The sequence below is a fragment of the Streptomyces sp. NPDC002520 genome (assembly GCF_053595235.1).
The window spans coordinates 175,274-202,143 of record NZ_JBSFXG010000015.1; the positions used below are offsets into that span (position 1 = coordinate 175,274).

Genomic DNA, 26,870 nt, shown 5'->3' on the forward strand with positions numbered 1-26,870 from the left:
AATGAACTAGCCGGGCGGCAAGTAAGTGATGGCCGCCAGGGGGAGTGGGAGAGATGGCGGACACGCAGACGGCCGAGACCGGCCGGCCGATACCGGAGCAGCCGGAGACGGCGAAACCCGGAAAGTCCGAGAAGCAGCCGAAGAGCGTCCGAGTGGTCCTGCTCGCGCTCATGATCGCGATGATGCTCGCGATGCTCGACAACATGATCGTGGGCACCGCGATGCCGACGATCGTGGGCGAGCTGGGAGGCCTGGAGCACCTGTCCTGGGTGGTGACGGGCTACACCCTCGCCACCGCGGCCTCGACCCCGATCTGGGGCAAGCTCGGTGACATGTACGGGCGCAAGGGCTCGTTCCTCCTGTCGATCGTGATCTTCCTGATCGGCTCGGCGCTCAGCGGCATGGCCCAGAACATGGGCGAGCTCATCGGGTTCCGCGCCGTGCAGGGTCTCGGCGCCGGCGGTCTGATGGTCGGCGTCATGGCGATCATCGGCGACCTGATCCCGCCGCGGGAGCGCGGCAAGTACACCGGCATGATGGCCGGTGTCATGGCGCTCGCGATGATCGGCGGTCCGCTGGTCGGCGGCACCATCACCGACAACTGGGGCTGGCGCTGGTCCTTCTACATCAACCTGCCGCTGGGTGCCGTGGCCCTGGCGCTGGTCAGCGCCGTGCTGCACCTGCCGAAGAAGCGGGCGAAGGCGCGCATCGACTTCCTGGGCGTCGCGCTGCTGACCGTCGGCATCACCTCGATCGTGCTGGTCACCACCTGGGGCGGCACCGAGTACGCCTGGACCTCCGCGCGGATCATGGAGCTGACCGCCATCGGCGTCGTCTCGCTGATCGGGTTCGTGTGGTGGCAGACCAAGGCCGCCGAGCCGGTGGTTCCGCTGCACATGTTCCGCAGCCGCAACTTCACCCTGATGTCCGTCATCGGCTTCATCACCGGCTTCGTGATGTTCGGTGCCACGCTCTACCTGCCGCTGTACCAGCAGGCGGTGCAGGGTGCCTCCGCGACCAACTCCGGTCTGCTGCTCCTGCCGATGCTCGGCGCGATGCTCGTGACCTCGATGGTCGCCGGCCGGGTCACCACCAACAGCGGCCGCTACAAGATCTTCCCGATCGTCGGCGGCGCGCTGATGATCGTCGGGCTGTACCTGCTGTCCCTGATGGACACCGGGACGACCCGGCTGACCTCCGGCATCTACATGGCCGTCCTGGGTCTGGGCATGGGCTGCCTGATGCAGATCACCATGCTGGTGGCACAGAACAGCGTGGAGATGAAGGACATGGGCGTGGCCTCCTCGTCCACGACGCTGCTCCGTACGCTCGGTTCCTCCTTCGGTGTCGCCATCATGGGCGCGCTGTTCAACAACCGGGTCCAGCACGTCATGGCCGAGCGGGCCGGTGCGCTGGGCAAGGGCATCACCGAGAAGTCCGCCCAGCTGGACGCGAAGAGCCTGGCGAAGCTGCCCGCGATGGCACGGGAGGCGTACCAGCACGCGGTGTCCTCCGGTACGCACTCGGCGTTCCTGCTCGGCGCGGTGATCGCGGTGCCGGTGCTGATCCTCGCGCTGTTCGTCAAGGAGGTGCCGCTGAAGGGCGGTCCGCAGAAGCAGGCCTCCTCGCAGGAGGGCGACGGCGCGGTCGCGCCGCCCGTGGTCGACGCGGTCTGACGCGTCCCCGAGTCGAAGGCCCCCGGTCGGTGTCCGCCCCGGGGGCCTTCGTCGTGTCTGCGGGCACCCGCCTCGTGCCGGCCGCCCAGAGCCGTGCGGGTCGCGGAGGCGGTGCTGGTCGACCCGGTCAGCCGGCTCCGCCGGACAGCGGCAGCATCGGGTAACTGCCCGTGTTGGTGGGGGCGTGTTCCGGGAGCCAGAGGACGGCCACCGCGCCCTCCGACGGCAGGCCGGGCGGCGTGTCGACCGGACGTACGTTGCGGAAGGTCAGCCGGGCGCCGAGGACCCGGGCCTGGCCCGCGGCGATGGTCAGGCCCAGGCCGTGGCCCTGGCCGGCGCGGTCCTCGCTGCCGGTGCGGAACCGGCTCGGGCCCTCGGCGAGCAGTTCCTCGGGGAAGCCGGGGCCGTGGTCGCGGACCCGGATCACCCGGCCCTCGACGCTCACCTCGATCGGCGGCCTGCCGTGCCGGGCGGCGTTCGCGAGCAGGTTGAACAGCACGCGCTCCAGGCGGCGCGGGTCGGTGGTGACCTCCGACTCGTGCACCACCCGTACGACGATGTCCGGGTCCTTCGCGGCCACCCGCCGGGCGACGAACTCGCCCAGCATGATGTCCTGCAGCTCGGCCCGCTCGGAGGCACCGTCGAGCCGGGCGACCTCCAGGACGTCCTCGACCAGCGTCCGCATGGCCTTCGCCCGGTCCAGGACCAGTTCGGTCGGGCGGCCCGGGGGCAGCAGTTCGGCGGCCGTGAGCAGACCGGTCACCGGGGTGCGCAGTTCGTGCGCGATGTCGGCGGTGACCCGGCGCTCGGCCTCCAGGCGCTGGCGCAGCGCGTCCGCCATGGCGTCCACCGCGCGCGCGAGATCGTCGGTCTCGTCCCGTACGATCCCGCCGATGGCCTCCCGCACCCGGACGTCGGTCTCGCCGCCTGCGACCCGGTTCGCGGCGGCCGCCGCCTTGCGCAGCCGCCCGGACAGCTGCCCGCCGATCAGCACGCCGAGCGCGCTGCCGCCGAACACGACCGCCACGGAGCCGATGACCAGCGCCTGGTCCAGGTCCTTCAGCACGTCGGAGGAACGGTCCGGCATGGGGGTGTGCAGGGACAGCACATGCCCGTCCTTGGTGGGCACGGCCGCCCAGATGTCCGGCACGTCCGCGTCGTCGGTGACGTCGCTGGCCTTGCGGCCCTGCTCCACCTTCTCGCGCAGCGCGGCCGGCAGCCCGGGGTCGTCGACCTTGATGCTGGGGAAGTTCGGCCGCCGGTTCAGCTCGTAGTTGCGCTGCGCGATCTGGACGCGCTGGTTGGCCAGGTCGCGTGCGTTGTCGAGCATCGAGACCCGGGCCGCGTTGTGCACGACCAGGCTCAGCGCGATCGCCACAAGACCGGCCACCAGCGCGATCGCCGCGCTGAGCTTCCATCTGAGCCCGGTGTGCAGACCCGCGCGCTCCATGCGCCGGACCGGGTGTCGCAGGATCCCCCGCATCACGGTGCTCCGCTCAGGCCTTCAGCTTGTAGCCGAAGCCACGGACGGTCTCGATCCGGTCCGGGCCGATCTTCTGGCGCAGCCGCTGCACATGCACGTCGACGACCCGGGTGTCCCCGCCCCAGCCGTAGTCCCACACGCGCTCCAGCAGCTTGTCGCGGGAGAGCACGGTGCCCGGCGCGGAGGAGAACTCCAGCAGCAGCCGCATCTCGGTCGGCGTGAGCGCGACCGGTTGCCCGGACCGGCGCACCTCCATGCCGTCGGTGTCGATCTCCAGGTCCCCGAAGGTGAGCACCCCGTCGTTCACCGCGTCCGCCGCGGCCTCGGCCTTGGCCCTGCCGCCCGCGTGCCCGAAGCGTCGCAGCACGGCCCGGATCCGCGCGACCAGCACCGCACCGTCGAACGGCTTGGTCACGTAGTCGTCGGCGCCCGCCTCCAGACCGAGGACGACGTCGATGGAGTCGGCACGCGCCGACAGCATGATCACCGGCACGGTCGACTCGTCCCGGATACGACGGCACAGGCTCACGCCGTCCAGGCCCGGGAGCATGACGTCCAGCAGCGCGATGTCGGGGCGGTCGGCCCGGAACGCCTCCAGGCCCGACAGCCCGTCGGGCATCGCGGTGACCGCGAAGCCGTCCCGCTCCAGGGCGAGCTGGGTGGCCTCACGGATGACGTCGTCGTCCTCGACGAACAGGACGTGGGTCTGGTCTGCCATCCCGGTGCTCTCAGTCCTCGTGGTGTGCGTGTGTGTGGGGGTGCGTGCGGCGGAGTGCGGTGCGGTGTGGCGCGGTGTGTGGTGTGGTCAGTTGTCCGGCGCGGGCGCCGCCGTGTCGCCGCCCGTCTTGCTGTAGTCGGTCTCGTGCGTGTGCACCTGGGTGAACCGGCCCGCCTTCCAGCTGTACGTGATCACGGTCTCCCTGGACGGGTTCGAGAGGGCGTCGTCCGTGTCGTACACCTGCTTGGTCACGGTCAGGTCGGCGCCGTCGATCTCCGCGTAGACCGGTGACTCCTCCGCCCGGAACACGTTCTTGTACGTGCCGCGGACGTCCCGGTACACGTAGGTGCCGAGCCCGACCCAGTCGCCGCAGGTAAGCACGTTGACGACGACGTCGTTGACGGGTCCGCCGGTCAGGTGGCCGTAGGTGACGTCGACCGGGTAGTCGTCGCCGCCGCACGGCTTCAGGTCCCGCTTGATCGCCTCCGAGACCTGCGGGTCCTTCCGCAGCAGCGCGACCGCGTCCACGCGCTTGTACGTCTCGGAGGGGCTCGCCGACGGCGAGGTGACGGCGCCGGCCACCGCGGAGGCGTGCGCCGGGCCCTCGTCCCGCGCGCCCGTGCCGCCGCTGCTGCACGAGGCGAGAAAAAGGGCGAGGGCGGCGACCGAGGCCACAGCCGAGATCACCGCCAGAGAACTCCCTCGGGCCCTGCTGGGCCCGGCCCCGGTCAGGCCGCGCAACGCTCCCGCTCCTCACGCTCCAGCGCGCGTGCGTCCAGATCGCGCGCCTCCAGCTCCTCGCGGAGCCGGGCGAGCGCCCGGTGCAGCGTGCTCTTGACCGTACCGGCCGACATGCCGAGGGCAGCGGCCGTCTCCTCCGTGGACATCTGCTCCCAGTGTCGCAGCACGACGACACTGCGCTGCTTCGGTGCGAGCACCTTCATGATGTCCATCAGCAGGGCCCGGTCCGCGTGCTGCTCGGTGGAGTCGTCGACCGGCGCCTCCGGAAGCTGCTCGGTCGGGACCTCCTCCAGCTTGCGCGCCCGCCACCACTCGGTCCGGGTGTTGATCATCACGCGGCGCAGGTAGGCGTCGGCGAGCCGCTTGTCGGCGATGCCCTCCCAGCGGCCGTACGTCCGCACGAGCGCGGTCTGCAGCAGGTCCTGGGCGTCCACCGGGTCCGGGACCAGCCGGCGGGCGCTGCGCAGCAGCGCGTCCTGCCGGGTGCGGACGTACTCCTCGAACTCGAGCACCTCACCCTGCGCCATGATCAACCGCCTCCGTTCCCCGTGACTCCGGCTTGTGCCTGAAGTTCTGCCGTCCCGCTGTCCCGGTGGTCCGCCGGGCACGACACAGAAACTACGGAGCAGTTGTCACGGGGCTGTGCGGAGCGGCCTGCGGCCGGCAATCGGATGTCCGTCGGTTGTGTAACGGAAGTAGGCGCGGGGTAAGGGAGTTGGTCTTTTTGTCCCGTTATAGGGTAATTGGCCTGGCGGGGGCTGTCGTAACGGAAGCCCCCGCCCTGTGACTTGGCAGGCCAGGTCGGCCGACTCGGCCGACCTGGCCGGGCGTCAGCTCAGCGGCAGCCGGTACAGACCGTTCGCCAGCGGCTCCACCAGTCCGTCGGAGACGAGCCCGTCGAGCGCGCGGGCACGCTGCACCGGCTCGTGCCACACCCGGTCCAGCACCGCCTGCGGCACCGGCGCGTGCGCATCGCGCAGCACCGCGAGCAGCTTGCCGCGCACCTGACGGTCGGTGCCCGCGTACGTCTGCCCGCGCCGCGGCGGCCCCTCGTGCTCCGGCTTGCCGGCCAGCCGCCAGGCGCACTGCGCGGCGATCGGGCACCGCTGGCAGCCCTCGTTCTTCGCCGTGCACACCAGCGCGCCCAGCTCCATGGAGGCGGCGGCCCAGCGGGCGGCCGTCCTGTCGTCCTCGGGCAGCAGCTCACGGGCCAGCCGGCGTTCGGCGGCGGTGGTGGCGTTCGGCGGGTACTGCACCCCCGTCACCGCGCGCGCCAAGACCCGGCGCACGTTCGTGTCCAGCACCGGATGCCGCTGCCCGTACGCGAAGGAGGCCACCGCGGCGGCCGTGTACTCGCCGATGCCGGGCAGAGCCAGCAGTTGCGCATGGTCGGTCGGCACGTCCCCGCCGTGCCGTTCCGTTATGGCCACGGCCGCGCCGTGCAGGCGCAGGGCGCGGCGCGGATAGCCGAGCCGGCCCCAGGCGCGCACCGCCTCGCCCGGGGGTTCCTTGGCGAGGTCGGCGGGGCGCGGCCAGCGGGCCAGCCACTGCTCGTAGACGGGCTGCACTCGGTTCACGGGGGTCTGCTGGAGCATGAACTCGCTGACCATCACGCCCCACGGCCCCGCCTCCGGGCGGCGCCAGGGGAGGTCGCGGGCGTTGATGTCGAACCAGTCGATCACGGGGGCGTGAAGCTTTTCAGTCATGGCCTTTCCGATCCTGCCACGCCGTGCGCGCACATGGTCGGTTGCGGCGCGGAACCGGAGCGTTGCGCCGGGTGAGGAACGCTCCGCGCGGCGGGCCGGAGGGGCGTCGAAGATGCCTGTACTCGGCGGAAGTTGCCCGGGATGATGATCCGGAAAAGTTGGTGTCCGGACGGCGGGTGACGCAAGCGAGCGCGCCGATCTCTCGTACAGTTTGCGCCGTGGGATCTCTGCGCAATCCGATCGGGCCGCTTCCCTCCTCCATCTACTGGCGAAGGAGGGCCGTACTGCTGTCCCTGGTCGCCTTGTTGGCGCTGCTGATCATGTGGGTCGTCACGTCCGGCGGCGGGAGCGGCAGGACGAGCGCGGGCGGGTCCAACGACAAGAATCCCGTGTCCACGATCACCCCGGGACCGTCCGGATCCGGCCCCGCGTACAGCCAACACCCCGGCGGGCGCGACGAGTCGGGCGGAGACTCCGGCGGCAGCGGATCCGGCGGTGGATCGGGTGGCGGATCGGGTGGCGGTTCCGGCGGCGGTTCCGACTCCGCGGGGGCCGGCGACTCCGGCTCGTCCGGCTCGGGCGGCGGCTCCGACAGTGGCTCGGGCGGCGACTCCGGGTCCGGCTCGGGCTCCGGCTCGGGCTCCGGTTCCGGCGACGTCACTTCGGGTGACGTGCTCTCGGCGTCCTCCGACCTGCCCGTCTGTTCCTCCGGCGCGGTCTCCCTGACCCTGCGCAGCAAGCACAACTCCTACTCGCCGGACCAGACGCCGACCTTCCAACTGGTCGCGAAGAACTCCTCGTCCACCGACTGCAAGGTCGATCTCGGCCCGAAGCACGCGGTGTTGACGGTCACCCCGGCCGACGGCGACGACACGTACTGGTCCTCGGCCGACTGCCCCAAGGGTGCCGCCGACCTGGTCTTCCGCGTGGCCGCGGGCCAGAGCATCACCTACACCGTGCAGTGGGACCGCAAGCCGAGCGCCCCCCAGTGCGCGACACCCCCAGCGGGCTCGGCCAAGCCCGGCACCTACCTCCTGGAAGCGAAGACCCCGGGCTTCTCCAAGTCCCAGGCGTCGTTCGTCCTGTCGGCGGACTGACGACGGACGACACCGCACCCCCCCCAAGGGGCGCGGGGAACTGCGCGACGAGCCCCCCGGCGGCTCGCAGGTGACCGGGTAGGTGCGGGGCCTGTGCGGTCGGCGTCACCGTAACTTCCTGGGGGCGCGGGGAGCTGCGCGACCAGCCCCCATCGGCCCGCACGTAAACGGACCGGCCGAGAACTCAGACGTACCGCTCGAGAATCGACGACTCGGCCAACCGCGACAGCCCCTCGCGGACACTCCTCGCACGCGCCTCACCGACGCCGTCCACCGCCTGCAGGTCGTCGACGCTCGCAGCGAGCAGCTTCTGCAGCCCCCCGAAGTGCTCGACCAGCCGGTCGATGATTGCGCCGGGAAGGCGCGGCACCTTCGCCAGGAGGCGGAAGCCACGCGGGGACACGGCCGAGTCGAGGGTCTCGGGGGAGCCGGTGTAACCCAGCGCCCGCGCCACCGTGCCCAGTTCCAGCAGCTCCGCGTGGGTGAGGGCGTCCAGCTCGGACAGGGCCTGCTCGACCGTGCGGGACCGCTTGGCCGTCGGCTCGGGAACATAGTCCCGGACGACCAGCTCACGGTCCGGCTCGACCCCGGCGATCAACTCCTCCAGCTGGAGAGCCAGAAGACGACCGTCCGTGCCCAGTTCGACCACATATTCGGCGATTTCGGTGGCGATGCGCCGCACCATCTCCAGCCGCTGCGCGACCGCCGACACATCGCGGACCGTCACCAGGTCCTCGATCTCCAGCGCCGACAGCGTGCCCGCGACCTCGTCCAGGCGGAGCTTGTACCGCTCCAGGGTCGCCAGCGCCTGGTTCGCCCGGGACAGGATCGCCGCCGAGTCCTCCAGCACGCGCCGCTGCCCGTCGACGTACAGGGCGATCAGCCGCATGGACTGGGAGACGGACACCACAGGGAAGCCGACCTGCTTGGAGACCCGGTCGGCCGTCCGGTGCCGCGTACCCGTCTCCTCCGTGGGGATCGTCGGGTCCGGCACCAGCTGCACGCCGGCCCGCAGGATCTTCGACAGGTCCGACGACAGCACGATGCCGCCGTCCAGCTTGCACAGCTCCCGCAGGCGCGTCGCCGTGAACTCGACGTCCAGGACGAATCCGCCCGTGCACATCGCCTCGACCGTCTTGTCGGAGCCCAGCACGATCAGCCCGCCGGTGTTGCCGCGCAGGATCCGCTCCAGTCCGTCACGCATGGCGGTACCCGGAGCCACAGCGCTCAGCGAGGCGCGCATCAGGCCATCGGAACCGGCACTCCCACCGGACTTTCCGGGAGCTGCTGCCCGGTCGTTGGCTGCCACTGCACTCCTCCGGTCGCAGGTTCTGAGGCGCTCCCGTCCCCTGCTCGGTTCGTACGGACGGGCGAGACCTGCGCAAAGTCTACCGGCGGTCCTCCGCCTCCTGTGGGGCCTCTCGGCGACGCGAGCGCGGCAGCACCCTGAGCGCGTCCCCCATGTCGGCGACTTCCAGGACCTTCATCCCGGCCGGGACCTTGCCCGGATCGCCCGGTACCAGCGCGTGCGTGAAGCCCAGCCGGTGCGCCTCGGCGAGCCTGCGCTGCACTCCCGTGACCCGTCTCACCTCGCCCGCGAGACCCACCTCGCCGATCGCGACGAGATTCTTCGGCAACGGGGTGTCGCTCGCGGCGGAGGCGAGGGCGAGGGCGATCGCGAGGTCGGCGGCGGGCTCCGACAGCTTCACGCCGCCCACCGTCGCCGAGTAGATGTCCCGCTTGCCGAGCGCGCTGATCCGGCCGCGCTGCTCCAGCACCGCCAGCATCATCGACACCCGGGAGGTCTCCAGGCCCGAGGTGGTCCGGCGCGGGGAGGGGATCTGGGAGTCCACGGTCAGCGCCTGCACCTCGGCCACCAGCGGGCGGCGGCCCTCGAGGGTGACCGTCAGGCAGGTGCCGGGGACCGGCTCGGCACGGCGGGTCAGGAAGAGCCCGCTGGGGTCGGCGAGCCCGGTGATGCCCTCGTCGTGCAGCTCGAAGCAGCCGACCTCGTCCGTGGCGCCGTAGCGGTTCTTCACACCGCGCACCAGACGCAGGCGCGCGTGCCGGTCGCCCTCGAAGTGGAGGACGACGTCGACCAGGTGCTCCAGCAGGCGGGGGCCGGCGATCGCGCCGTCCTTGGTGACGTGGCCCACGAGGAGTGTGGACATGCCGCGCTCCTTGGAGGCGCGGATCAGGGCCCCGGCGACCTCCCTGACCTGGGCCATGCCGCCGGGCGCGCCGTCGATCTCGGGGGAGGCCACGGTCTGCACGGAGTCGAGGATCAGCAGGGACGGCTTGACCGCGTCCAGGTGTCCGAGGACGGCGGCCAGATCGGTCTCGGCGGCCAGATAGAGGTTGTCGTCGAGAGCGCGGATGCGGTCGGCGCGCAGCCGCACCTGGCTCGCCGACTCCTCGCCGGTCACATAGAGGGTGCGGTGCTCCTCGCTCGCGGACTTGGCCGCCACGTCCAGCAGCAGCGTGGACTTGCCGACGCCGGGCTCGCCCGCGAGCAGCACGACCGCGCCGGGTACGAGACCGCCGCCGAGCACCCGGTCCAGCTCCGGCACGCCGGTGGTGCGGGCGGTGGCCTGGCGGCCGTCGACCTGGCCGATGGGCAGCGCGGAGCTGGTGACCCGGCCCGGCGCCGTCGTACGCACCGCGGGCGCGCCGTACTCCTCGACGGTTCCCCAGGCCTGGCACTCGGGGCAGCGGCCGAGCCACTTCGCCGTCTGCCAGCCGCACTCGGTGCAGCGGTAGGACGGTCGGTCCTTGGTGGTCTTGGTACGGGCAGCCATGCGGAAACCGTAGCCCGGACCACTGACAACGCCCGCCCGGGGCGCATGGGCGTGGTCCAGAGGCCGCTGAAGGGGTTCGATACCGGCCATGGCCCGTCGAATTCGAGCCACGGAATGAAGGGTTCCTGTCCCCTTATGAGGGATCGTTTCACCCGTACGGGTTAAATGTGCTCAAGGTGCAACAAGGGGCGCACCGCCGCCGCCTACGGTCGCACAGGTGATGAGCAGCAGTCCGGAGACCTCGACCCGCACCACCGGCGCGCACCGGGCGCACCGGGAGGCGCGCGACCGCGCCGCCGCACGCACCCTCGCCCAGCGGCCGTCGGCGCGCTACGAGCCGTATCTGGACGGTCTGTTCACCTACTGCCTGTCGGTGCTGTGCGACCACGACGCCGCCACCGCCGCCCTCCGGGACGTCCTCGCGCTCGCCGAACGGCGCGGACAGCGCGTCCCGCAGGCCGCGGCCGACCGCAGGGCCTGGCTGTACGCGCTGGCCCGCTGGGCATGCCTGCGCGGGCTCGCCCAGGCCAAGCAGAAACGTCAGGTCACCCATGCGGCGAGCCGTCCCGCGGCCGGGAAGCAGGCGCCGGATCCACCCGTCACCCCGGAGGTCCGGGAACGGCGGCGCCGCGAACTCGCCCTGCTCGCCTGGCCGGAGGCGGCCGGCACCACCCCCGAGCAGCGCGAGGCGCTGGAGCTGGCCGTCCGCCACCAGCTCGCGGCGAACGAGGTCGCCGCCGTGCTCGGCATGGAGCCCGCCGTCGCGCGCGAGCTGCTGGCCTCCGCCGCGTGCGAGGTGGAGCGGACCCGGGCCGCCCTCGCCGTGGTCGAGACCGGGGGCTGCCCGAGCGTGGCCCACCTCACCGGCGACAGCCGTCTGGTCCTCAGCGCGGCCCTGCGCCGCGAGCTGGTCCGGCACGTCGACGACTGCCCGCGCTGCCGCCGCACCGCCGAGCGCGCGGTGCCCGGCCGCTGGCCCGGTGCCACGGTCACCCCGGCCGAGCTGCCCGTCCTGGAGGCGCCCCGCGCGGCCCTGCGCGTCGCCCTCGCGCACCACCCGCGCGCGCGGGGTGCCGCCGTGCCGCGCTTCGACCGGCGTGGTTTTCCGATGGACCCCAAGGACCGCGCGGCCCGGCGCGACCGGCTGCGCGCGCGTGCCGTCACCACGACCGTCGTCGCCACCGTCGTCGCCGCCCCGGTCCTCGCCCTGTGGGCCGCCTACCGGGGCGGACCCATCGCCGACGCGGACGGCCGTTCCATCACCGCGCGCGAGGCGAAGAGCCCCGACGCGCTCGGCAGCGACGCGGCGGGCGGGTACGAGAACGCGGGCAACGCCAGCGTGAGACCCGGCTCGCGCTTCGGCAAGAACGGCAAGGCGGACGTCTCCGTGGAGGTCGTCAGCGTCACCGGAACCGGCACGAAGGGCGAGGGGCAGCTCGAGGTCGGCGCCGGCCACGACGGCGACACCACGCTGATCACCCTCACCGCGTCCGGCTCCGCACCGGTGCGCTGGTCCGCGACCACCTCGGCGTCCTGGCTCTACCTCAGCCAGTCCTCGGGAACCCTGGACCCCGGCGACACGTTGACGATCAAGGTGTACGTCGACCACCTGCGCGAGCCCTCCGGCCACTGGCGCGCCCAGGTCGCGGTCTCCCCGGCCGGCTCCGTCGTCACCATCGACGGCTACGGCACGGCGCCCTCCGGACCGCCGACCCCACCGGCCTCCCCCTCCGACACCCCCGACCCGACCCCCTCGACCACACCCCCCACCACCCCACCGACCAGCGAGTCCCCGTCCCCGACGGACCCGAGCCCCAGCCCCTCGGCCCCGACCCCGTCGGACCCGCCCAGCTCCTCCCCGTCTCCGAGCGACAGCGACAGCCCGAGCCCTTCGGACAGTTAGCCGGGGGGAGGGCGTGGATGTGGTGGGAGATACAGCCAAGGGCATGTTCACGACCGACGGCGCTGCAGTTCCTTAGGGGCGCGGGGCCGCATCGATATGCGGCTCCGCCGCGTGGGCGCGACCGGCCACCTGCGACCCGCAACCCGCGGGCGGGCCGAACAATCCCCACCCCCGGCGCCCCGAAGCCGACCTCAGTCGACCGGCTCCGGATCGGCCGGATGCGGCGCGACAAGCGGCAACTGCGACGCCAGTCGCGCCTCGCACAGCTCGACCAGCCGGTCGTACCCCTCCTTGCCCATCAGCTCGGTCAGCTCGGCCCGGTAGGACACGTACACCGGATCGCCCGCGCCGTGCGCCGACGTCGCCGAGGTGCACCACCAGTGCAGGTCGTGACCGCCCGGACCCCAGCCCCGGCGGTCGTACTCGCCGATGGAGACCTGGAGGACGCGCGTGTCGTCGGGGCGGTCGATCCAGTCGTACGTCCGCCGGATCGGCAGCTGCCAGCACACGTCCGGCTTGGTCTCCAGCGGCTCGCGACCCTCCTTCAGCGCCAGGATGTGCAGCGAGCAGCCCGCGCCGCCGGCGAAGCCGGGACGGTTCTGGAAGATGCAGGATCCCTGGAAGGGGCGGGTCTGCCGGTCGCCGTCCTCGTCCTCCGAGATCCAGCCGCCGCGCGTGCCCTCGTCGTGGTGCTGCCAGATCTCCGGGGTGAGGCGTGCCACGTGCTCGGCCACCCGCTTCTCGTCGTCCTCGTCCGAGAAGTGCGCCCCCAGAGTGCAGCACCCGTCGTCCGCGCGGCCCGCCTGAATACCCTGGCAGCCGCTGCCGAAGATGCAGTTCCAGCGAGAGGTGAGCCATGTCAGATCGCAGCGGAAGACCTGCTCGTCGTCCGCCGGATCAGGGAACTCCACCCATGCCCGCGCGAAGTCGAGCCCCTTCTCGTCGCTCACCTTCGGGGCCCGTGCGGACGTCGACGCCTTCGCCTGCGAAGAATCCTTCGATCCCTTGGAGGATCTGGTCGCCTTGTCCGCCTTGGCGGCCTTCTGGTCCTTCGCCTTTTTCGTCTTTGGCACGTCTCCAGGGTAAGTGGCCCGGCGCCGCTCCGGGGACCGTGCACGGACGATCTGGCAGTAGCGTTCCGTACATGAGACTCGGTGTCCTGGACGTGGGTTCCAACACGGTGCATCTGCTGGTGGTGGACGCCCACCCCGGCGCGCGCCCGCTGCCCGCGCATTCGCACAAGGCCGAACTACGGCTCGCCCAGCTGCTCGACGAGAGCGGTGCCATCGACGACAGCGGCATCCACAAGCTGATCGACGTCGTGCAGGACGCGCTCCAGGCCGCCGAGGACAAGGGTGTCGAGGATCTGCTCCCGTTCGCCACCTCCGCCGTCCGGGAGGCCACCAACGCCGACGAGGTCCTCGCGCGCGTGGAGGCCGAGACGGGCGTACGGCTGCAGGTCCTCAGCGGGCCCGAGGAGGCCCGCCTCACCTTTCTCGCCGTCCGCCGCTGGTTCGGCTGGTCCGCCGGAAGGCTGCTGGTCCTGGACATCGGCGGCGGCTCCCTGGAGATCGCCTACGGCATCGACGAGGAACCGGACGCCGCCGTCTCCCTCCCGCTCGGCGCCGGCCGTCTCACCGCCGGCTGGCTGCCCGGCGACCCGCCCGTCCCCGAGGACGTGCGCGCCCTGCGCCGCCACGTCCGCGCGGAGATCGCCCGCACGGTCGGCGAGTTCAAGCGCTTCGGCGCCCCCGACCACGTGGTCGCCACCTCCAAGACCTTCAAGCAGCTGGCCCGCATCGCCGGCGCCGCCCGCACCGCCGACGGCCTCTACGTGCAGCGCGAACTCAAGCGCGAGTCCCTGGAGGCCTGGGTCCCGCGCCTGTCCGGCATGACCGGCGACCAGCGCGCCGACCTCCCCGGCGTCTCCGAGGGCCGGGCCGGCCAGATACTGGCGGGCGCCCTGGTGGCCGAGGGCGCGATGGACCTCTTCGGCATCGAGAAGCTGGAGGTCTGTCCGTGGGCCCTGAGGGAGGGCGTGATCCTGCGGCGGCTCGATCACATGGGTTCGGCGTAGCCACCCGAGAGGCTGACGGGCTGGCCCTGTGACGGGTCGGCTCTGTGGCGGGTCGGCTCTGCGACGGGTGGGTCGGCTCCGTGACGGGCTGGCTCCGCGATGGGCCCGCTCGGCGACGCGCCGACCCGCCCAAGGCCCGCCCCGCGGCCGGCCGACCCCGCCACAGGCCCGCCCCGCGACCGGTCACCGCGGCAAGCCACCGTGACGAGCCGCAACGCGCCCTCGCCCACCCCCAACCCACCCCCCAACCCGCCCCGAACGCCGAAATGACCCATCTCACAACGGCGAACCGGCACCCCGCACCCCTCCCACTCGACCCCGTAAGGTGACGGACGTGGCTGAACCGAAGGACGTGCGCATCGCGCTGTCGACCGCCTCCGTCTACCCGGAGTCGACGGCGACGGCGTTCGAGATCGCCGCGCGCCTCGGTTACGACGGCGTCGAGGTCATGGTGTGGACCGACCCGGTCAGCCAGGACATCGAGGCCCTACGCCGCCTGTCCGACTATCACGGCGTCCCGATCCTGGCGGTCCACGCCCCCTGTCTGCTGATCACGCAGCGGGTGTGGTCCACCGACCCCTGGGCCAAGCTGCAGCGCGCCCAGGCGGCAGCCGAGAAGCTGGGCGCCTCGACCGTCGTCGTCCACCCGCCCTTCCGCTGGCAGCGCCAGTACGCCCGCGACTTCGTGGACGGGATCTGGCGGATGGCGAACGAGACCGACGTGCGGTTCGCCGTCGAGAACATGTACCCCTGGCGCTACCGCGACCGCGAGATGCTCGCCTACGCGCCCGAGTGGGACGTCACCAAGGACGACTACCGGCACTTCACGATCGACCTGAGCCACACGGCGACCGCCCGTACGGACGCCCTGGACATGATCGACCGCATGGGCGACCGGCTCGGCCACATCCACCTCGCCGACGGCCGCGGCTCCGCCAAGGACGAGCACCTGGTCCCCGGCCGCGGCACCCAGCCATGCGCCGAGGTGCTGGAGCGGCTCGCGCTCACCGGCTTCGACGGCCATGTCGTCGTCGAGGTCAACACCCGGCGGGCCATGTCCAGCGCCGAGCGCGAGGCCGACCTCGCCGAGGCCCTGGCCTTCACCCGCAAGCACCTTGCGTCCTCGCTGGAGGTGCCACGCCGATGACCGGGGCCACGGCACGCCGACGGGGACGGCCCCCGCGCACCGAGTCCGCCGACACCCGCGACCGCATCCTCGCCGCGGCCCGCGAGGAGTTCTCCGAGCGCGGCTACGAGAAGACGTCCGTACGCGGCATCGCCAAGGCCGCCGGCGTCGACTCGGCGCTCGTCCACCACTACTTCGGCACCAAGGAACAGGTCTTCGAGGCGGCCATCTCGGTCGCCTTCGCGCCAGCGCTCGACGCGCCCCGCGCGGTGGCCGAAGGGCCGGTGGACGCGGTGGGGGAGCGGCTGACCCGCTTCGTGTTCGGCGTCTGGGAGAACCCCACGACCCGTGCGCCCGTCCTCGCCATCCTCCGGTCCGCGGTGAACAACGAGACCGCCGCCGCCGTCTTCCGCCGCCTCATCGCCACCCAGCTGCTGCGCCGGCTCGCGGCCCAGATGGACCTGCCGGACGCGGAGCTGCGGGCCGAGCTGGCGGCCGCGCAGATCGTGGGTACGGCGATGATGCGCTACGTGATCAAGCTGGAGCCGCTGGCCTCGGCGGACCTGGAGCAGATCATCGCCCGGGTGGCGCCGGTGGTGCAGCGGCATCTGACGGGCGCCTGAGGATCCCGTCGTACCGGACGCCCCGGACCCGCGGAGCTCACCTCTCGCGCCTCTCGAAGCCTCCCCGCACACGAGACACCCGTCCCGCATTTCGGACAGTGCGTCCCGGTCCCTGGATGACCGGCGTACTCTCGACAACAGTCAGAAGTCTCTGATCGCAGTCTCTGATCGCAGTCACTGAAGGAGCGAGCGACGATGCCCGAGCTGAGGTCCCGCACAGTCACCCACGGCCGCAACATGGCGGGCGCCCGCGCCCTTATGCGCGCCTCCGGTGTACCCGGTGCGGACATCGGCCGGAAGCCCGTCATCGCCGTCGCCAACTCCTTCACGGAGTTCGTGCCGGGCCACACCCACCTCCAGCCGGTCGGCCGGATCGTCAGCGAGGCGATCAAGGAGGCCGGCGGCATCCCGCGCGAGTTCAACACGATCGCGGTCGACGACGGCATCGCCATGGGCCACGGCGGCATGCTGTACTCCCTGCCCTCCCGCGACCTGATCGCGGACTCGGTGGAGTACATGGTCGAGGCCCACTGCGCCGACGCCCTGGTCTGCATCTCCAACTGCGACAAGATCACCCCGGGCATGCTGATGGCGGCCCTGCGCCTGAACATCCCGACGGTGTTCGTCTCCGGCGGCCCGATGGAGTCCGGCCGGGCCACGCTGGTCGACGGCACGGTCCGCACCCTCGACCTGGTCGACGCGATCTCCGACGCCGTCAACGACAAGATCTCCGACGAGGACATCCTCCGTATCGAGGAGAACGCCTGCCCGACCTGCGGCAGCTGTTCCGGCATGTTCACGGCCAACTCGATGAACTGCCTGACCGAGGCCATCGGCCTCTCCCTGCCCGGCAACGGCTCGGTCCTCGCCACCCACACGGCCCGCCGCCGGCTCTACGAGGACGCGGCCCGCACGGTCATGGACCTCACCCGCCGCTACTACGAGCAGGACGACGACTCGGTCCTGCCGCTGAACGTCGCCACCTTCCAGGCCTTCGAGAACGCGATGGCCCTGGACATCGCGATGGGCGGCTCCACCAACACGATCCTGCACCTGCTGGCCGCCGCCCAGGAGGCCGGCGTCCCGTTCGGCCTGGAGGAGATCGACGCCGTCTCGCGCCGCGTCCCGTGCCTCGCCAAGGTGGCGCCCAACGTCGCGAAGAACCGCACGTACTACATGGAGGACGTGCACCGCGCCGGCGGCATCCCCGCCCTCCTCGGCGAACTGCACCGCGCCGGCCTGCTGAACGAGGACGTGCACGCCGTGCACAGCCCCTCCCTCTCCGACTGGCTGAAGACGTGGGACGTCCGTGGCGGCTCCCCGTCCTCCGAGGCCGTCGAGCTGTGGCACGCGGCCCCGGGCTGCGTCCGCTCCTCGGAGGCCTTCTCCCAGTCCGAGCGCTGGGAGGCCCTGGACGACGACGCCGAGGGCGGCTGCATCCGCTCCGCCGAACACGCCTACTCCAAGGACGGCGGCCTCGCGGTCCTCAGGGGCAACCTGGCCGTCGACGGCTGCGTGGTGAAGACGGCCGGCGTCGACGAGTCCATCTGGACCTTCGAGGGCCCGGCGGTCGTCTGCGAGTCCCAGGAAGAGGCCGTCCAGCGGATCCTCACCCAGGAGGTCAAGGACGGCGACGTCGTCGTCATCCGTTACGAGGGCCCCAAGGGCGGACCCGGCATGCAGGAGATGCTCTACCCGACCTCGTACCTGAAGGGCCGCGGCCTCGGCAAGAGCTGCGCCCTGATCACCGACGGCCGCTTCTCCGGCGGCACCTCCGGCCTCTCCATCGGCCACGCCTCCCCCGAGGCGGCCTCCGGCGGCACCATCGCCCTGGTCCAGGACGGCGACCGCATCCGCATCGACATCCCCGGCCGCACCATCGAACTCCTCGTCGACGACGCCGAACTGGCCCGCCGCGAGCAGGCCCTGGGCGGCGTGTACGCGCCGAAGAACCGCGAACGCAAGGTGTCGGCGGCTCTGCGGGCCTACGCGGCGATGGCGACCAGCGCCGACAAGGGCGCCGTGCGTGACGTGACCAAGCTGGGCTGACCGGCCGCAAACGCCGGTAGACACCCGCACCCGTCCGCGACCCTCAGGGGCCGTCTCCGTCCGGAGGCGGCCCCTTCGCGTGTCACCAGGCCGCGGGATCGCGTCCGTCCACGGCGAAGACGGTGCCGTCGGGGGCGGTGGCGTACACGTGGCCGTGGCCGAGCAGCGGCGCGGGCGGCGCCCCCATCACCTGGGTGGCCTGCGCGCCCAGGCGCGCCCGGGTCTGCCCGACGAGCGTTCCGTCGTGCGCGTCGACGGCGAGGAGCCGTCCGTCGCTCGCGGTGAAGAACACGTGCCGGCCGTCCGCGACCGGCGCCGAACCACGGCTCACCGACGTCTCCAGACGCCACTGGAGCCGCTGGTCCGCCATGTCCACGGCCTCGAGCAGACCCCCGGCGGCCAGGAGGTAGACCGTGTCCCCGCGCACGGTGGCCTGGGCACCGTCCAGGGCCACCGGGAGATCCACCCGCTGCGAGGACCCGGTCCCCGGGGTGAAACGGACCACCCCCCGCGCCGTGCCGTAGACCTGGTCGACGGAGAGGCAGAAGACGGCACCGCCCGCGGAACCGACGGGCTTGAGGGTCCCGCTCAGCCGCTCCCGCCACCGCACCTGCCCCGTCTCCGGGTCGACCGCGGTCACGAGCGTCCGCGCCCCGTCGCCGGAGGTGCTGACCGCGTAGGCCAGCGGGTCGCCCGGGAAGGAGGTGAAGGACGGCGCGGCGAGCCCGTCGATCCGATGGCTCCACCGGGTCCCGCCCGACGCGGCGTCCAGCGCGGTGACGATTCCGTCGGCGCCCGTGAGCAGGGCCGTACCCCCGACGTACCGCACCAGCGTGCCCGCCGGCACGGCCCGGCTCCAGGCCTTCCCGCCCGAGGCCGGCCTGAGCGCCGACAGCCGGGCACCTCCGCTGGTGTGCGGCTGCACCAGGCCGCCCGCGAGAACCGGCGCCCCGCTCATGGCCTTCACGTCCGCCGACCGCTGCCACAACCGCGAACCGTCGGTGGGCGAGAGCGCGTACACCACGCCCGACCGCGCACACAGCAACTGCCCGCCCCCGTACGAGCACCGGGGCATTCCGCCGCTCCCGGGGGCGGCCTTCACGGCCCAGGGCTCGACGGCCCGCGGCGATGACGCGCGGGACGCCGAGGGCGCGGGGTCGGCGCCGCCGAACTGCACCGCCGCCGGCACCCCGACCAGGACGAGGCCGAGCGCGCCGGCGCCCAGCACCGCCTTCCTGCCCCCGCGCTTGCGTTTCCCGGGCGAGGACTCTTTGGCGGCGGAGCGCGGCGTGCCGCCCTCGCCACGGGGCTCCGGGGCGGCGGACGCCCCGGCCGTGCGCTGCGCCGGTATGAACGCCTGCGTGTCGTACGAGGCCGCCACCGACCGAAGTTCCCGCATCAGCTCGTCCGGAGTCGGCCGCTGCTCGGGCTCCTTGGCGAGACAGCGCAGCACCAGCGGCGCCAGACTCTCCGGCACCCCGGTCAGATCGGGCTCGTCGTGCACCACCTGATAGGCGACGACGTACGGACTGTCGGAGTCGAACGGCCCGCGACCGGTCGCCGCGTGCACCAGCACCGAACCCAGGGCGAAGACGTCCGCCGCCGGCCCCACCTCACGGGGCCGCCGGAACTGCTCCGGCGCCATGAACGGCGGAGTACCGATCAGCTTGCCCGTCTCGGTCCGCAGTTCGCTGTCCTTCGGCCGGGAGATGCCGAAGTCGATGACCTTCGGCCCGTCCTCCGCGAGCAGCACGTTGCTCGGCTTGAGATCCCGGTGCACCACGCCCACCCGGTGGATGTCGCGCAACGCCTCGGCGAGCCCCGCCATCAGCCTGCGCAACTGCTCCGCCGGCATCGGCCCGTTCCGCTTCACCTGCTCGGAGAGCGTCGGACCGGGAATGAACAGTGTGGCCATCCACGGCCGTTCGGCCTCGGGATCGGCGTCCACGACCGGCGCCGTGAAGGCACCGCTCACCCGCCGCGCGGCCGCCACCTCCTGCCGGAAGCGGCCCCGGAACTCGGGATCCCGGGCGAACTCCGCGTGGACGACCTTCACCGCGAGCTTCATCCCCGAGGGACTCCGCGCCAGTTGGACCACGCCCATGCCGCCCGAACCCAGGCACGACTCCAGACGGTAGTGACCGGCGTACTCGGGAAGTTCCGCTTCCGCGCCCGCTCCGGTGCTGCGCTGTGGCGCCATGGACCAACCCCCGTGCTGTTCGACCGCGCGCGCGACGCACGGAGCCTAGTCGATGACTCGTAGGAGACAGAGGCGGCTTGCTAACCTCCGCGTGCGAGTCGCGCACAGGTGTTCCGCGGCTCGGATCCAGGGGAAGCGACGAGGCCCCCGTCCATCCGAGGGGCCGTCAGGGGGAGACATCTCATGTCCGTCGAGCGAGTCGAAGAGGCCGCAGGGGCCGAAGAGGTCACGGAACCGGTGAGCACCGCCGCGGCGGTGGCGACGGGCGGGGTACCGGGCACGCGCTACTACGCGGTCGCCCCGGACGTCCGTCTGAACGTCCGCAGCGGCCCCGGCACCGACTACAACATCGTCCGCGTCCTGCCCTACGGCAGCAAGGTCCCGATCTACTGCCAGGCACCGGGCACCACCGTGACGGGCCCGTACGGCACGTCGAAGATCTGGGACAACATCAACAACGGCGAGTACGTCGCCGACGCCTACGTGCAGACGGGCAGCGACGGCTACATCGCCGCGCGCTGCGGCTGACCCTCGCGGGCGACCCCACCAGGAGCCCGCCGCCGCCCGGCGCCATAATCGTCCCGTGAGCGACGAAACCGGCACCCCGGACACCTCGGCGGGCTCCCCGGGCGGCGGCCCCCGCCCCGAGCCCCTCCGCTTCTTCGGCACCACCTGGGTGAACCACGACAATGGCTACCCGGCCCGCCGCGCCGGCGTCGCCGTCGGCTCCCTCGCCGCGGCCGTCGCCTCCTGCCTGATCCTGCGCCTCGCCTACGACGGCCTCCAGATCGCCGGCACCGGCTCCCTCGTGAGCGTGCTGATCGTCGCCATGTTCGCGATCTGCAGCGCGCTCGCCTTCCGCAACACCTGGGAGGGCTTCGGCAAGCGCCACGACCCCGAGCGCCAGGCCTCCCTGCGCGGCCTCCTCGCCATCGGCTTCATCGGCTCCTTCCTCGCCTACTCCTTCCGCTCCCTCACCGAGGCCCCGGGCGAGAAACTCCACCGCGCCGAGTACGAGACGGCCCGCGAGGAGTACGAGCGCCGCACCACCCGGCGCACGGGCAACCCGTCGAAGAAGAAGCGACGCCGGTAGACCGGGAGTTCCGGGCCGCCGCCCGGTGCGGGTCTGGGCCGGTCGTCGTGGCGCCGGGCTGCCCGGTGCGGGTCTGGGCCGGTCGTCGTGGCGCCGGGCTGCCCGGTGCGGGTCTGGGCTGACCGCGTAGCTTTGGGCCGTCCGGTGTGGGTCTGGGCCGGTCGTCGTAGCTCCAGGCCGCCCAGTGTGGGTTCGGGCCGCTCGGCGTAGCGCCGGGCTGCCCGGTGCGGGTCTGGCCGACTGTCGTACCGGTGCGGGTCTGGCCGACTGTCGTACCTCCGAGCCGCCCGCTCGGCGCCGTGGGCCATGCCGGCGCCGTACCACCGCCCTCCACCGGGCGGGCCGGCGCCGCGCCCCCGGCCCGCCGTCGGTCCGCGAGCCGTGAATCGCGCCGAAACGGGGTCAAAAACCCGCTCGTCCCCGCTGCCGCCCCCGCGCACCATGGGCGTCATGACCGCATCGCCAGCCGCACCCGAGCACTCCGGCCACTCCGAGCACCCCCATCCGCCGCACCCGCCGCACGCTCCGCGCGCCCACTCCTTCAACGCCGCGGCGGCCCAGTACGCCGCGAACCGCCCCTCCTACCCGCCCGCCCTCTTCGACACCGTCGAGGAACTGGCCGGACGCCCCCTCGCCGGCGCCCGGGTCGTGGACGTCGGCGCCGGCACCGGTATCGCCACAGCCCTGCTGCACGAGCGTGGTGCCGAGGTCCTCGCGGTCGAGCCCGGCGCGGGCATGGCCGCCGAGTTCCGCCGCGCGCTGCCGCACATTCCGCTCGTCCACGGCAACGGCGACGCCCTGCCCCTGGCCGACACCAGCGCGGACTTCCTCACCTACGCACAGGCCTGGCACTGGACCGACCCGGCGCAGTCGGTGCCGGAGGCGCTGCGCGTGCTGCGGCCGGGCGGCGCGCTGGCACTGTGGTGGAACACCACCCCCCGCGACGTCGAGTGGATCGCCGAGGCCCAGGAGCGCGCGTGCCGCTTCTTCGGCATCGACTTCGCCGCCGAACGGCGCAAGGACGCCGAGCACACCGCGGACACCGAGCGCGCCGACCCCAGCGGCCGGCTCCGCTTCACCCGCGGCGAGGTCCGCTGGAGCCGTCGCGTCCCGGTCGACACCCACCTCGCCAACGTCGGCAGCCACTCCTTCCTCCTCGTCACCCCGGAGGAGCGACGGACCGCCTTCCTGGAGCAGGAGCGCGGTCATCTGATGCGGGTTTTCCCGGACGGCATCGTCGAGGAGACGTACGACGTGCTCCTGCTCGTGGCGACCAAGCCCTGATAGCGCCCCATCTCCCTTCCCGACAGCGGCGGCCCGGTTCTCGGGGCCGCCGTTCTCGTGTACGGCACAGCGACCGCCGCCACTTGACGGCGGCGACCCTCGGGAAGATTATTCACCGCATGATGAATTATGTGCCCGAGCCGACCCGCCCCCCGGCTCCGGACGCCGTCCACGCGGAGAACCTCACCGTCGTCCGCGGCCCCCGCACCGTCCTCCACGACCTCCGATTCGCCGTCCCGCGCGGGCAGATCACCGGCCTGCTCGGCCCCTCCGGCTGCGGCAAGTCCACGCTGATGCGCGCCATCGTCGGCACCCAGGCCAAGGTCACCGGCACCCTCGACGTCCTCGGCCGCCCCGCCGGCCACCCCACCCTGCGCAGCCGCATCGGCTACGTCACCCAAGCCCCCTCCGTCTACGACGACCTGACCGTCCGCCAGAACCTCGAGTACTTCGCCGCGATCCTCGACCCCGGCCGGGCCGCCGGCGAACGCCGCCACCAGCGCGTCACCCAGACTCTCGTCGACGTCGACCTCACCAGCCACGCCGACGCCCTCGCCGGCAACCTCTCCGGCGGACAGCGCAGCCGCGTCTCCCTCGCCGTCGCCCTTCTCGGCACGCCCGAACTCCTCGTCCTCGACGAGCCGACCGTCGGCCTCGACCCCGTCCTCCGCCGCGACCTGTGGAACCTCTTCCACGACATCGCCGCCACCCGCGGCGCCACCCTCCTCGTCTCCTCCCACGTCATGGACGAGGCCGAGCGCTGCCACCGCCTCCTCCTCATGCGCGAAGGCCGGATCCTCGCCGACGACACCCCCGAAGCCCTGCGCACCCGCACCGGCAGCGACACCGTCGAGGCCGCCTTCCTCCGCCTCGTGGACGAAGCCACCGCCGCGGACCGCACCAAGGAGACGACCCGATGAGCACGACGACCGTGAACGAAGCCCCCGCCGCGCCCACCGGCGTGCTGAACGCCTCCCGCACCACCGCCACCGCGACCCGCGTCCTGCGGCAGCTCCGCCACGACCCGCGGACCATCGCGCTGATGATCCTCGTGCCGTGCCTGATGCTGATCCTGCTGCGCTATGTCTTCGACGCCAGCCCGCGCACCTTCGACAACATCGGCGCCTCCCTGCTCGGCATCTTCCCGCTGATCACGATGTTCCTGGTCACCTCCATCGCCACCCTGCGCGAACGCACCTCGGGCACCCTCGAACGCCTCCTTGCCATGCCCCTCGGCAAGGCCGACCTCATCGCCGGCTACGCCCTCGCCTTCGGCGCGCTCGCCATCGTCCAGTCCGCCCTCGCCACCGGGCTCGCGGTCTGGTTCCTCGGCCTCGATGTCACCGGGTCCCCCTGGCTCCTCCTGCTGGTCGCCCTCCTCGACGCCCTCCTCGGCACGGCCCTCGGTCTCTTCGTCTCGGCCTTCGCGGCCTCGGAATTCCAGGCGGTCCAGTTCATGCCCGCGGTGATCTTTCCCCAGCTCCTCCTCTGCGGCCTCTTCACGCCCCGCTCCGACATGCACCCCGTCCTGAAGGCCGTCTCCGACGTCCTCCCCATGTCGTACGCCGTCGACGGCATGAACGAGGTCCTCCACCACACCGACATGACGGCCACGTTCATCAGGGACGCCCTGATCGTGGCGGGCTGCGCGGTCCTGGTCCTCGTCCTGGGCGCGGCGACCCTCAGGCGGCGAACGCAGTGACCGCGCCCCGGGCCCGTCCCGGCCCCACCTCGCCGGCCGGCGGACGTTCCGCCCACCGGACAGCCGACACGCCCACCGCGTCCCCGGTGCCAGACTGAACCGCATGAGCCAGAAAGTCGCAGTCCTCGGCACCGGCAAGATCGGCGAAGCCCTGCTCAGCGGAATGATCCGGGCCGGCTGGGCCCCGGCGGACCTCCTGGTCACCGCCCGCCGCCCCGAGCGCGGCGAAGAACTCCGCACCCGCTACGGAGTCACCCCGGTCACCAACGCCGAGGCCGCCAAGACCGCCGACATCCTGATCCTCACGGTCAAGCCGCAGGACATGGGCACCCTCCTGGACGAACTCGCCCCGCACGTCCCCACCGACCGCCTGGTCATCAGCGGAGCCGCCGGCATCCCCACCTCCTTCTTCGAGGAGCGCCTCGCCACGGGCACCCCGGTCGTCCGTGTCATGACGAACACGCCCGCCCTCGTCGACGAGGCCATGTCCGTCATCTCCGCCGGCAGCCACGCGACAGAGGCGCACGTCGCGCACGCCGAGGCGATCTTCGGAGCCGTCGGCAAGACCCTCCGCGTCCCGGAGAGCCAGCAGGACGCCTGCACCGCCCTGTCCGGCTCCGGCCCGGCCTACTTCTTCTACCTGGTCGAAGCCATGACCGACGCCGGCATCCTGCTCGGCCTGCCCCGCGACAAGGCCCACGACCTCATCGTCCAGTCCGCCATCGGCGCCGCCGTGATGCTCCGCGACAGCGGCGAGCACCCCGTCAAGCTCCGCGAGAACGTCACCTCCCCGGCCGGCACCACGATCAACGCCATCCGCGAACTGGAGAACCACGGCGTCCGCGCCGCCCTCATCGCCGCCCTCGAAGCCGCCCGCGACCGCAGCCGCGAGCTGGCCTCCGGCAAGAAGGACTGACCCCCGCACCCGGGGGCGCCCACCGAAACACCGGCCGCCCCCGGACACGCACCGCCTACCGCACCGCGCTCAGCGCGGGCTCCGGGGCGGCCGGCAGCAGCCCGATCGCCCGATAGGCCGTATCGGCGGTCGGCCGCGCCATCGCCCGAGCCTTCTCCGCACCATCCCGGAGCACCCCCTCCACATACGCGGGATCCGTGCACAACTCCCTGTGCCTGGCCTGCACGGGCTTCAGAACCTCCACCACCGCCTCCGCGGTGTCCTTCTTCAAAGCGCCGTACGAGGGGTAAACGTCCGCCAGTGACTCAGGGTTCCCGTCCGTGCACGCAGCGAGAATCTCCAGCAGATTGGCGACCCCGGGCCGCCCCTCACGGTCGTACTCCACGCCCCGACCGCTGTCGGTCACGGCCCGCATGACCTTCTTCCGTACGACGTCGGGCTCGTCGAGGAGATAGACGACGCCCAGACCCGAGGCGTCCGACTTCCCCATCTTCGACGTCGGGTTCTGCAGGTTCATCACCCGTGCCGCGATCCCCGGCCGCGTCGCCTTCGGCACGACGAACGTGTGCCCGTACCGCTGGTTGAACCGCACCGCCAGATCCCGCGCCAGCTCGACGTGCTGAACCTGGTCGTCCCCGACCGGAACCTCGTCCGCGCCGTACGCCATGATGTCCGCCGCCATCAGCACCGGATACGTCAGCAGCGACAGCCGCACGCTCCCGCCGCGTTCCCGCTCCCGCGCGGCTTTCTCCTTGTACTGGATCATCCGCCGCATCTCACCGTCGGTCGCCACGCACTCCAGCAGGTACGAGAGCCTCGTGTGCTCGTCGACATGGCTCTGCAGGAACACGGTGCACACCTCGGGATCGAGCCCGACAGCCAGCATCAACGTCGTCGTCTGCCGACTGAGTCTGCACACCCGCGCCGGATCGTGGTCCACGGTCAGCGCGTGCAGATCCACGACGCAGAACAGGGAGTCAGCCCGGTGCTGGTCGGTCTCGGCCCAGCGCCGCATCGCTCCCAGGTAGTTGCCCAGCGTCAGGTGCCCGGTCGGCTGAACCCCGCTGAAGACCCTCGTCATCTCCACTCCGTCTCCTGGTCGGGACCGCCGCTCCTGCGGCCGGCCCCCGGAGTCCGGAGGAGATACGAGAACGGCCGCCGAAGCGGCGGCCGTTGGATGCATACGTGAGTACGGCCGCCGTCAGGCGGCCCACCAGAGCTGGGTACACGTACGCGTAGTCATGCAGCCCACCGTACGCCCTGGAGTGAACTCAAGGGAGGGGTTGACACGCCTCACCCGGGTGCGTAGTGTTCTCCGAGTTGTCCGACGTGAGCGCCGACTCCGGTCGGTCCCCGGACAGCCATTCCGCAAGGTCCACTCATTCATCGATGCTCATGCGTCGGATTGCTTTGGTGTGCGCATTTGCGAAATGAGGAATCCGTGTCCGAAAGGACGCGGCCCCCGATTAGCTCGGGAGCCGGGAATCCGCTAAAGTCTCACTCGTCGGAACGGCCCGCAAGCCGCGAAGACCACCCCCTCTGACTGGGAATCAGACGCCGCGAGGATCTGATAGAGTCGGAACCGCCGGAAAGGGAAACGCGAGAGCGAAAACCTGGAAAGCACCGAGGAAATCGGATCGAGAAAAGATCTGATAGAGTCGGAAACGCAAGACCGAAG

The 26,870-nt window shown here is 72.0% G+C and carries 23 protein-coding genes; 13 read left to right on the forward strand and 10 right to left on the reverse strand.

What is annotated here, in order from left to right:
* Window positions 1–53: 53 nt before the first annotated feature.
* On the forward strand, window positions 54–1,676 hold the full coding sequence (locus ACWD5D_RS22410; protein WP_451374487.1) for an MDR family MFS transporter: 1,623 nt from the start codon (window positions 54–56) through the stop codon (window positions 1,674–1,676).
* A 127-nt stretch (window positions 1,677–1,803) separates the two neighbouring features.
* Here ACWD5D_RS22410 and cseC read toward each other — a convergent pair whose 3' ends face one another.
* The 5 genes from cseC to ACWD5D_RS22435 all read right to left on the reverse strand — a co-directional run bounded on the left by cseC (window position 1,804) and on the right by ACWD5D_RS22435 (window position 6,324).
* The gene (cseC, locus tag ACWD5D_RS22415) at window positions 1,804–3,159 is read right to left on the reverse strand and encodes a two-component system sensor histidine kinase CseC (protein WP_451374488.1); all 1,356 of its coding nucleotides are present in this window, start codon (window positions 3,157–3,159) and stop codon (window positions 1,804–1,806) included.
* A gap of 13 nt (window positions 3,160–3,172) precedes the next feature.
* The gene (gene cseB, locus ACWD5D_RS22420) at window positions 3,173–3,877 is read right to left on the reverse strand and encodes a two-component system response regulator CseB (protein WP_451374489.1); all 705 of its coding nucleotides are present in this window, start codon (window positions 3,875–3,877) and stop codon (window positions 3,173–3,175) included.
* A gap of 87 nt (window positions 3,878–3,964) precedes the next feature.
* On the reverse strand, window positions 3,965–4,564 hold the full coding sequence (locus ACWD5D_RS22425) for a hypothetical protein (RefSeq protein ID WP_451374490.1): 600 nt from the start codon (window positions 4,562–4,564) through the stop codon (window positions 3,965–3,967).
* A 41-nt stretch (window positions 4,565–4,605) separates the two neighbouring features.
* Entirely contained in the window at window positions 4,606–5,145 is a 540-nt protein-coding gene (locus tag ACWD5D_RS22430; protein ID WP_451374491.1) for a SigE family RNA polymerase sigma factor, read from the reverse strand.
* Window positions 5,146–5,448: 303 nt separating this feature from the next.
* Window positions 5,449–6,324 (reverse strand): A/G-specific adenine glycosylase, encoded by an 876-nt coding sequence (locus ACWD5D_RS22435; RefSeq protein WP_451374492.1) that lies wholly within the window; start codon window positions 6,322–6,324, stop codon window positions 5,449–5,451.
* Between the two features lie 218 nt (window positions 6,325–6,542).
* Here ACWD5D_RS22435 and ACWD5D_RS22440 point away from each other — a divergent pair, with 218 nt between their 5' ends.
* Window positions 6,543–7,421, forward strand: coding sequence for a hypothetical protein (locus ACWD5D_RS22440; RefSeq protein ID WP_451374493.1), 879 nt, complete (start codon window positions 6,543–6,545; stop codon window positions 7,419–7,421).
* A gap of 184 nt (window positions 7,422–7,605) precedes the next feature.
* Here the strand turns inward: ACWD5D_RS22440 and disA are convergent, their stop codons facing one another.
* Window positions 7,606–8,730, reverse strand: a complete 1,125-nt coding sequence (gene disA, locus ACWD5D_RS22445; protein ID WP_451374494.1) for a DNA integrity scanning diadenylate cyclase DisA — start codon at window positions 8,728–8,730, stop codon at window positions 7,606–7,608.
* Between the two features lie 79 nt (window positions 8,731–8,809).
* Window positions 8,810–10,219, reverse strand: coding sequence for a DNA repair protein RadA (gene radA / locus ACWD5D_RS22450; RefSeq protein ID WP_451374495.1), 1,410 nt, complete (start codon window positions 10,217–10,219; stop codon window positions 8,810–8,812).
* A gap of 217 nt (window positions 10,220–10,436) precedes the next feature.
* Between radA and ACWD5D_RS22455 the strand changes: the two genes are divergently transcribed.
* Window positions 10,437–12,122, forward strand: a complete 1,686-nt coding sequence (locus tag ACWD5D_RS22455) for a BACON domain-containing protein (protein WP_451374496.1) — start codon at window positions 10,437–10,439, stop codon at window positions 12,120–12,122.
* 191 nt (window positions 12,123–12,313) lie between these two features.
* Here the strand turns inward: ACWD5D_RS22455 and ACWD5D_RS22460 are convergent, their stop codons facing one another.
* Window positions 12,314–13,195 (reverse strand): hypothetical protein, encoded by an 882-nt coding sequence (locus ACWD5D_RS22460; protein ID WP_451374497.1) that lies wholly within the window; start codon window positions 13,193–13,195, stop codon window positions 12,314–12,316.
* 71 nt (window positions 13,196–13,266) lie between these two features.
* Here ACWD5D_RS22460 and ACWD5D_RS22465 point away from each other — a divergent pair, with 71 nt between their 5' ends.
* From ACWD5D_RS22465 to ilvD, 4 genes are all read left to right on the forward strand, one after another.
* Entirely contained in the window at window positions 13,267–14,199 is a 933-nt protein-coding gene (locus ACWD5D_RS22465) for a Ppx/GppA phosphatase family protein (RefSeq protein WP_451374498.1), read from the forward strand.
* A gap of 325 nt (window positions 14,200–14,524) precedes the next feature.
* Window positions 14,525–15,346 carry a sugar phosphate isomerase/epimerase family protein gene (locus tag ACWD5D_RS22470; RefSeq protein WP_451374499.1) on the forward strand — a complete coding sequence of 274 codons (822 nt, stop codon included), beginning with the start codon at window positions 14,525–14,527 and terminating at the stop codon, window positions 15,344–15,346.
* On the forward strand, window positions 15,343–15,948 hold the full coding sequence (locus tag ACWD5D_RS22475) for a TetR/AcrR family transcriptional regulator (RefSeq protein ID WP_451374500.1): 606 nt from the start codon (window positions 15,343–15,345) through the stop codon (window positions 15,946–15,948). Before ACWD5D_RS22470 ends, ACWD5D_RS22475 begins: the two co-directional genes overlap by 4 nt.
* Window positions 15,949–16,143: 195 nt before the next feature.
* Window positions 16,144–17,997, forward strand: a complete 1,854-nt coding sequence (gene ilvD, locus ACWD5D_RS22480) for a dihydroxy-acid dehydratase (protein ID WP_451374501.1) — start codon at window positions 16,144–16,146, stop codon at window positions 17,995–17,997.
* A gap of 82 nt (window positions 17,998–18,079) precedes the next feature.
* On the opposite strand, the gene ACWD5D_RS22485 is transcribed toward ilvD, so the two are convergent.
* Entirely contained in the window at window positions 18,080–20,197 is a 2,118-nt protein-coding gene (locus ACWD5D_RS22485; protein ID WP_451374502.1) for a protein kinase domain-containing protein, read from the reverse strand.
* Between the two features lie 183 nt (window positions 20,198–20,380).
* On the opposite strand from ACWD5D_RS22485, the gene ACWD5D_RS22490 reads away from it, so the two are divergent.
* From ACWD5D_RS22490 to proC, 6 genes are all read left to right on the forward strand, one after another.
* Window positions 20,381–20,725: an SH3 domain-containing protein gene (locus ACWD5D_RS22490; RefSeq protein WP_451374503.1), complete on the forward strand. Its 345-nt coding sequence runs from the start codon at window positions 20,381–20,383 to the stop codon at window positions 20,723–20,725.
* A 55-nt stretch (window positions 20,726–20,780) separates the two neighbouring features.
* Window positions 20,781–21,290 carry an EamA/RhaT family transporter gene (locus ACWD5D_RS22495; protein WP_451374504.1) on the forward strand — a complete coding sequence of 170 codons (510 nt, stop codon included), beginning with the start codon at window positions 20,781–20,783 and terminating at the stop codon, window positions 21,288–21,290.
* Between the two features lie 450 nt (window positions 21,291–21,740).
* Window positions 21,741–22,574, forward strand: a complete 834-nt coding sequence (locus ACWD5D_RS22500; RefSeq protein WP_451374505.1) for a class I SAM-dependent methyltransferase — start codon at window positions 21,741–21,743, stop codon at window positions 22,572–22,574.
* Window positions 22,575–22,693: 119 nt separating this feature from the next.
* Window positions 22,694–23,494, forward strand: coding sequence for an ABC transporter ATP-binding protein (locus tag ACWD5D_RS22505; protein ID WP_451374506.1), 801 nt, complete (start codon window positions 22,694–22,696; stop codon window positions 23,492–23,494).
* Entirely contained in the window at window positions 23,491–24,276 is a 786-nt protein-coding gene (locus ACWD5D_RS22510) for an ABC transporter permease (protein ID WP_451374507.1), read from the forward strand. Before ACWD5D_RS22505 ends, ACWD5D_RS22510 begins: the two co-directional genes overlap by 4 nt.
* Before the next feature lie 103 nt (window positions 24,277–24,379).
* Complete coding sequence (proC, locus tag ACWD5D_RS22515) at window positions 24,380–25,192, forward strand: pyrroline-5-carboxylate reductase (RefSeq protein WP_451374508.1); 813 nt, start codon at window positions 24,380–24,382, stop codon at window positions 25,190–25,192.
* Between the two features lie 55 nt (window positions 25,193–25,247).
* On the opposite strand, the gene trpS is transcribed toward proC, so the two are convergent.
* The gene (gene trpS, locus ACWD5D_RS22520; RefSeq protein ID WP_451374509.1) at window positions 25,248–26,273 is read right to left on the reverse strand and encodes a tryptophan--tRNA ligase; all 1,026 of its coding nucleotides are present in this window, start codon (window positions 26,271–26,273) and stop codon (window positions 25,248–25,250) included.
* Window positions 26,274–26,870: the final 597 nt, after the last annotated feature.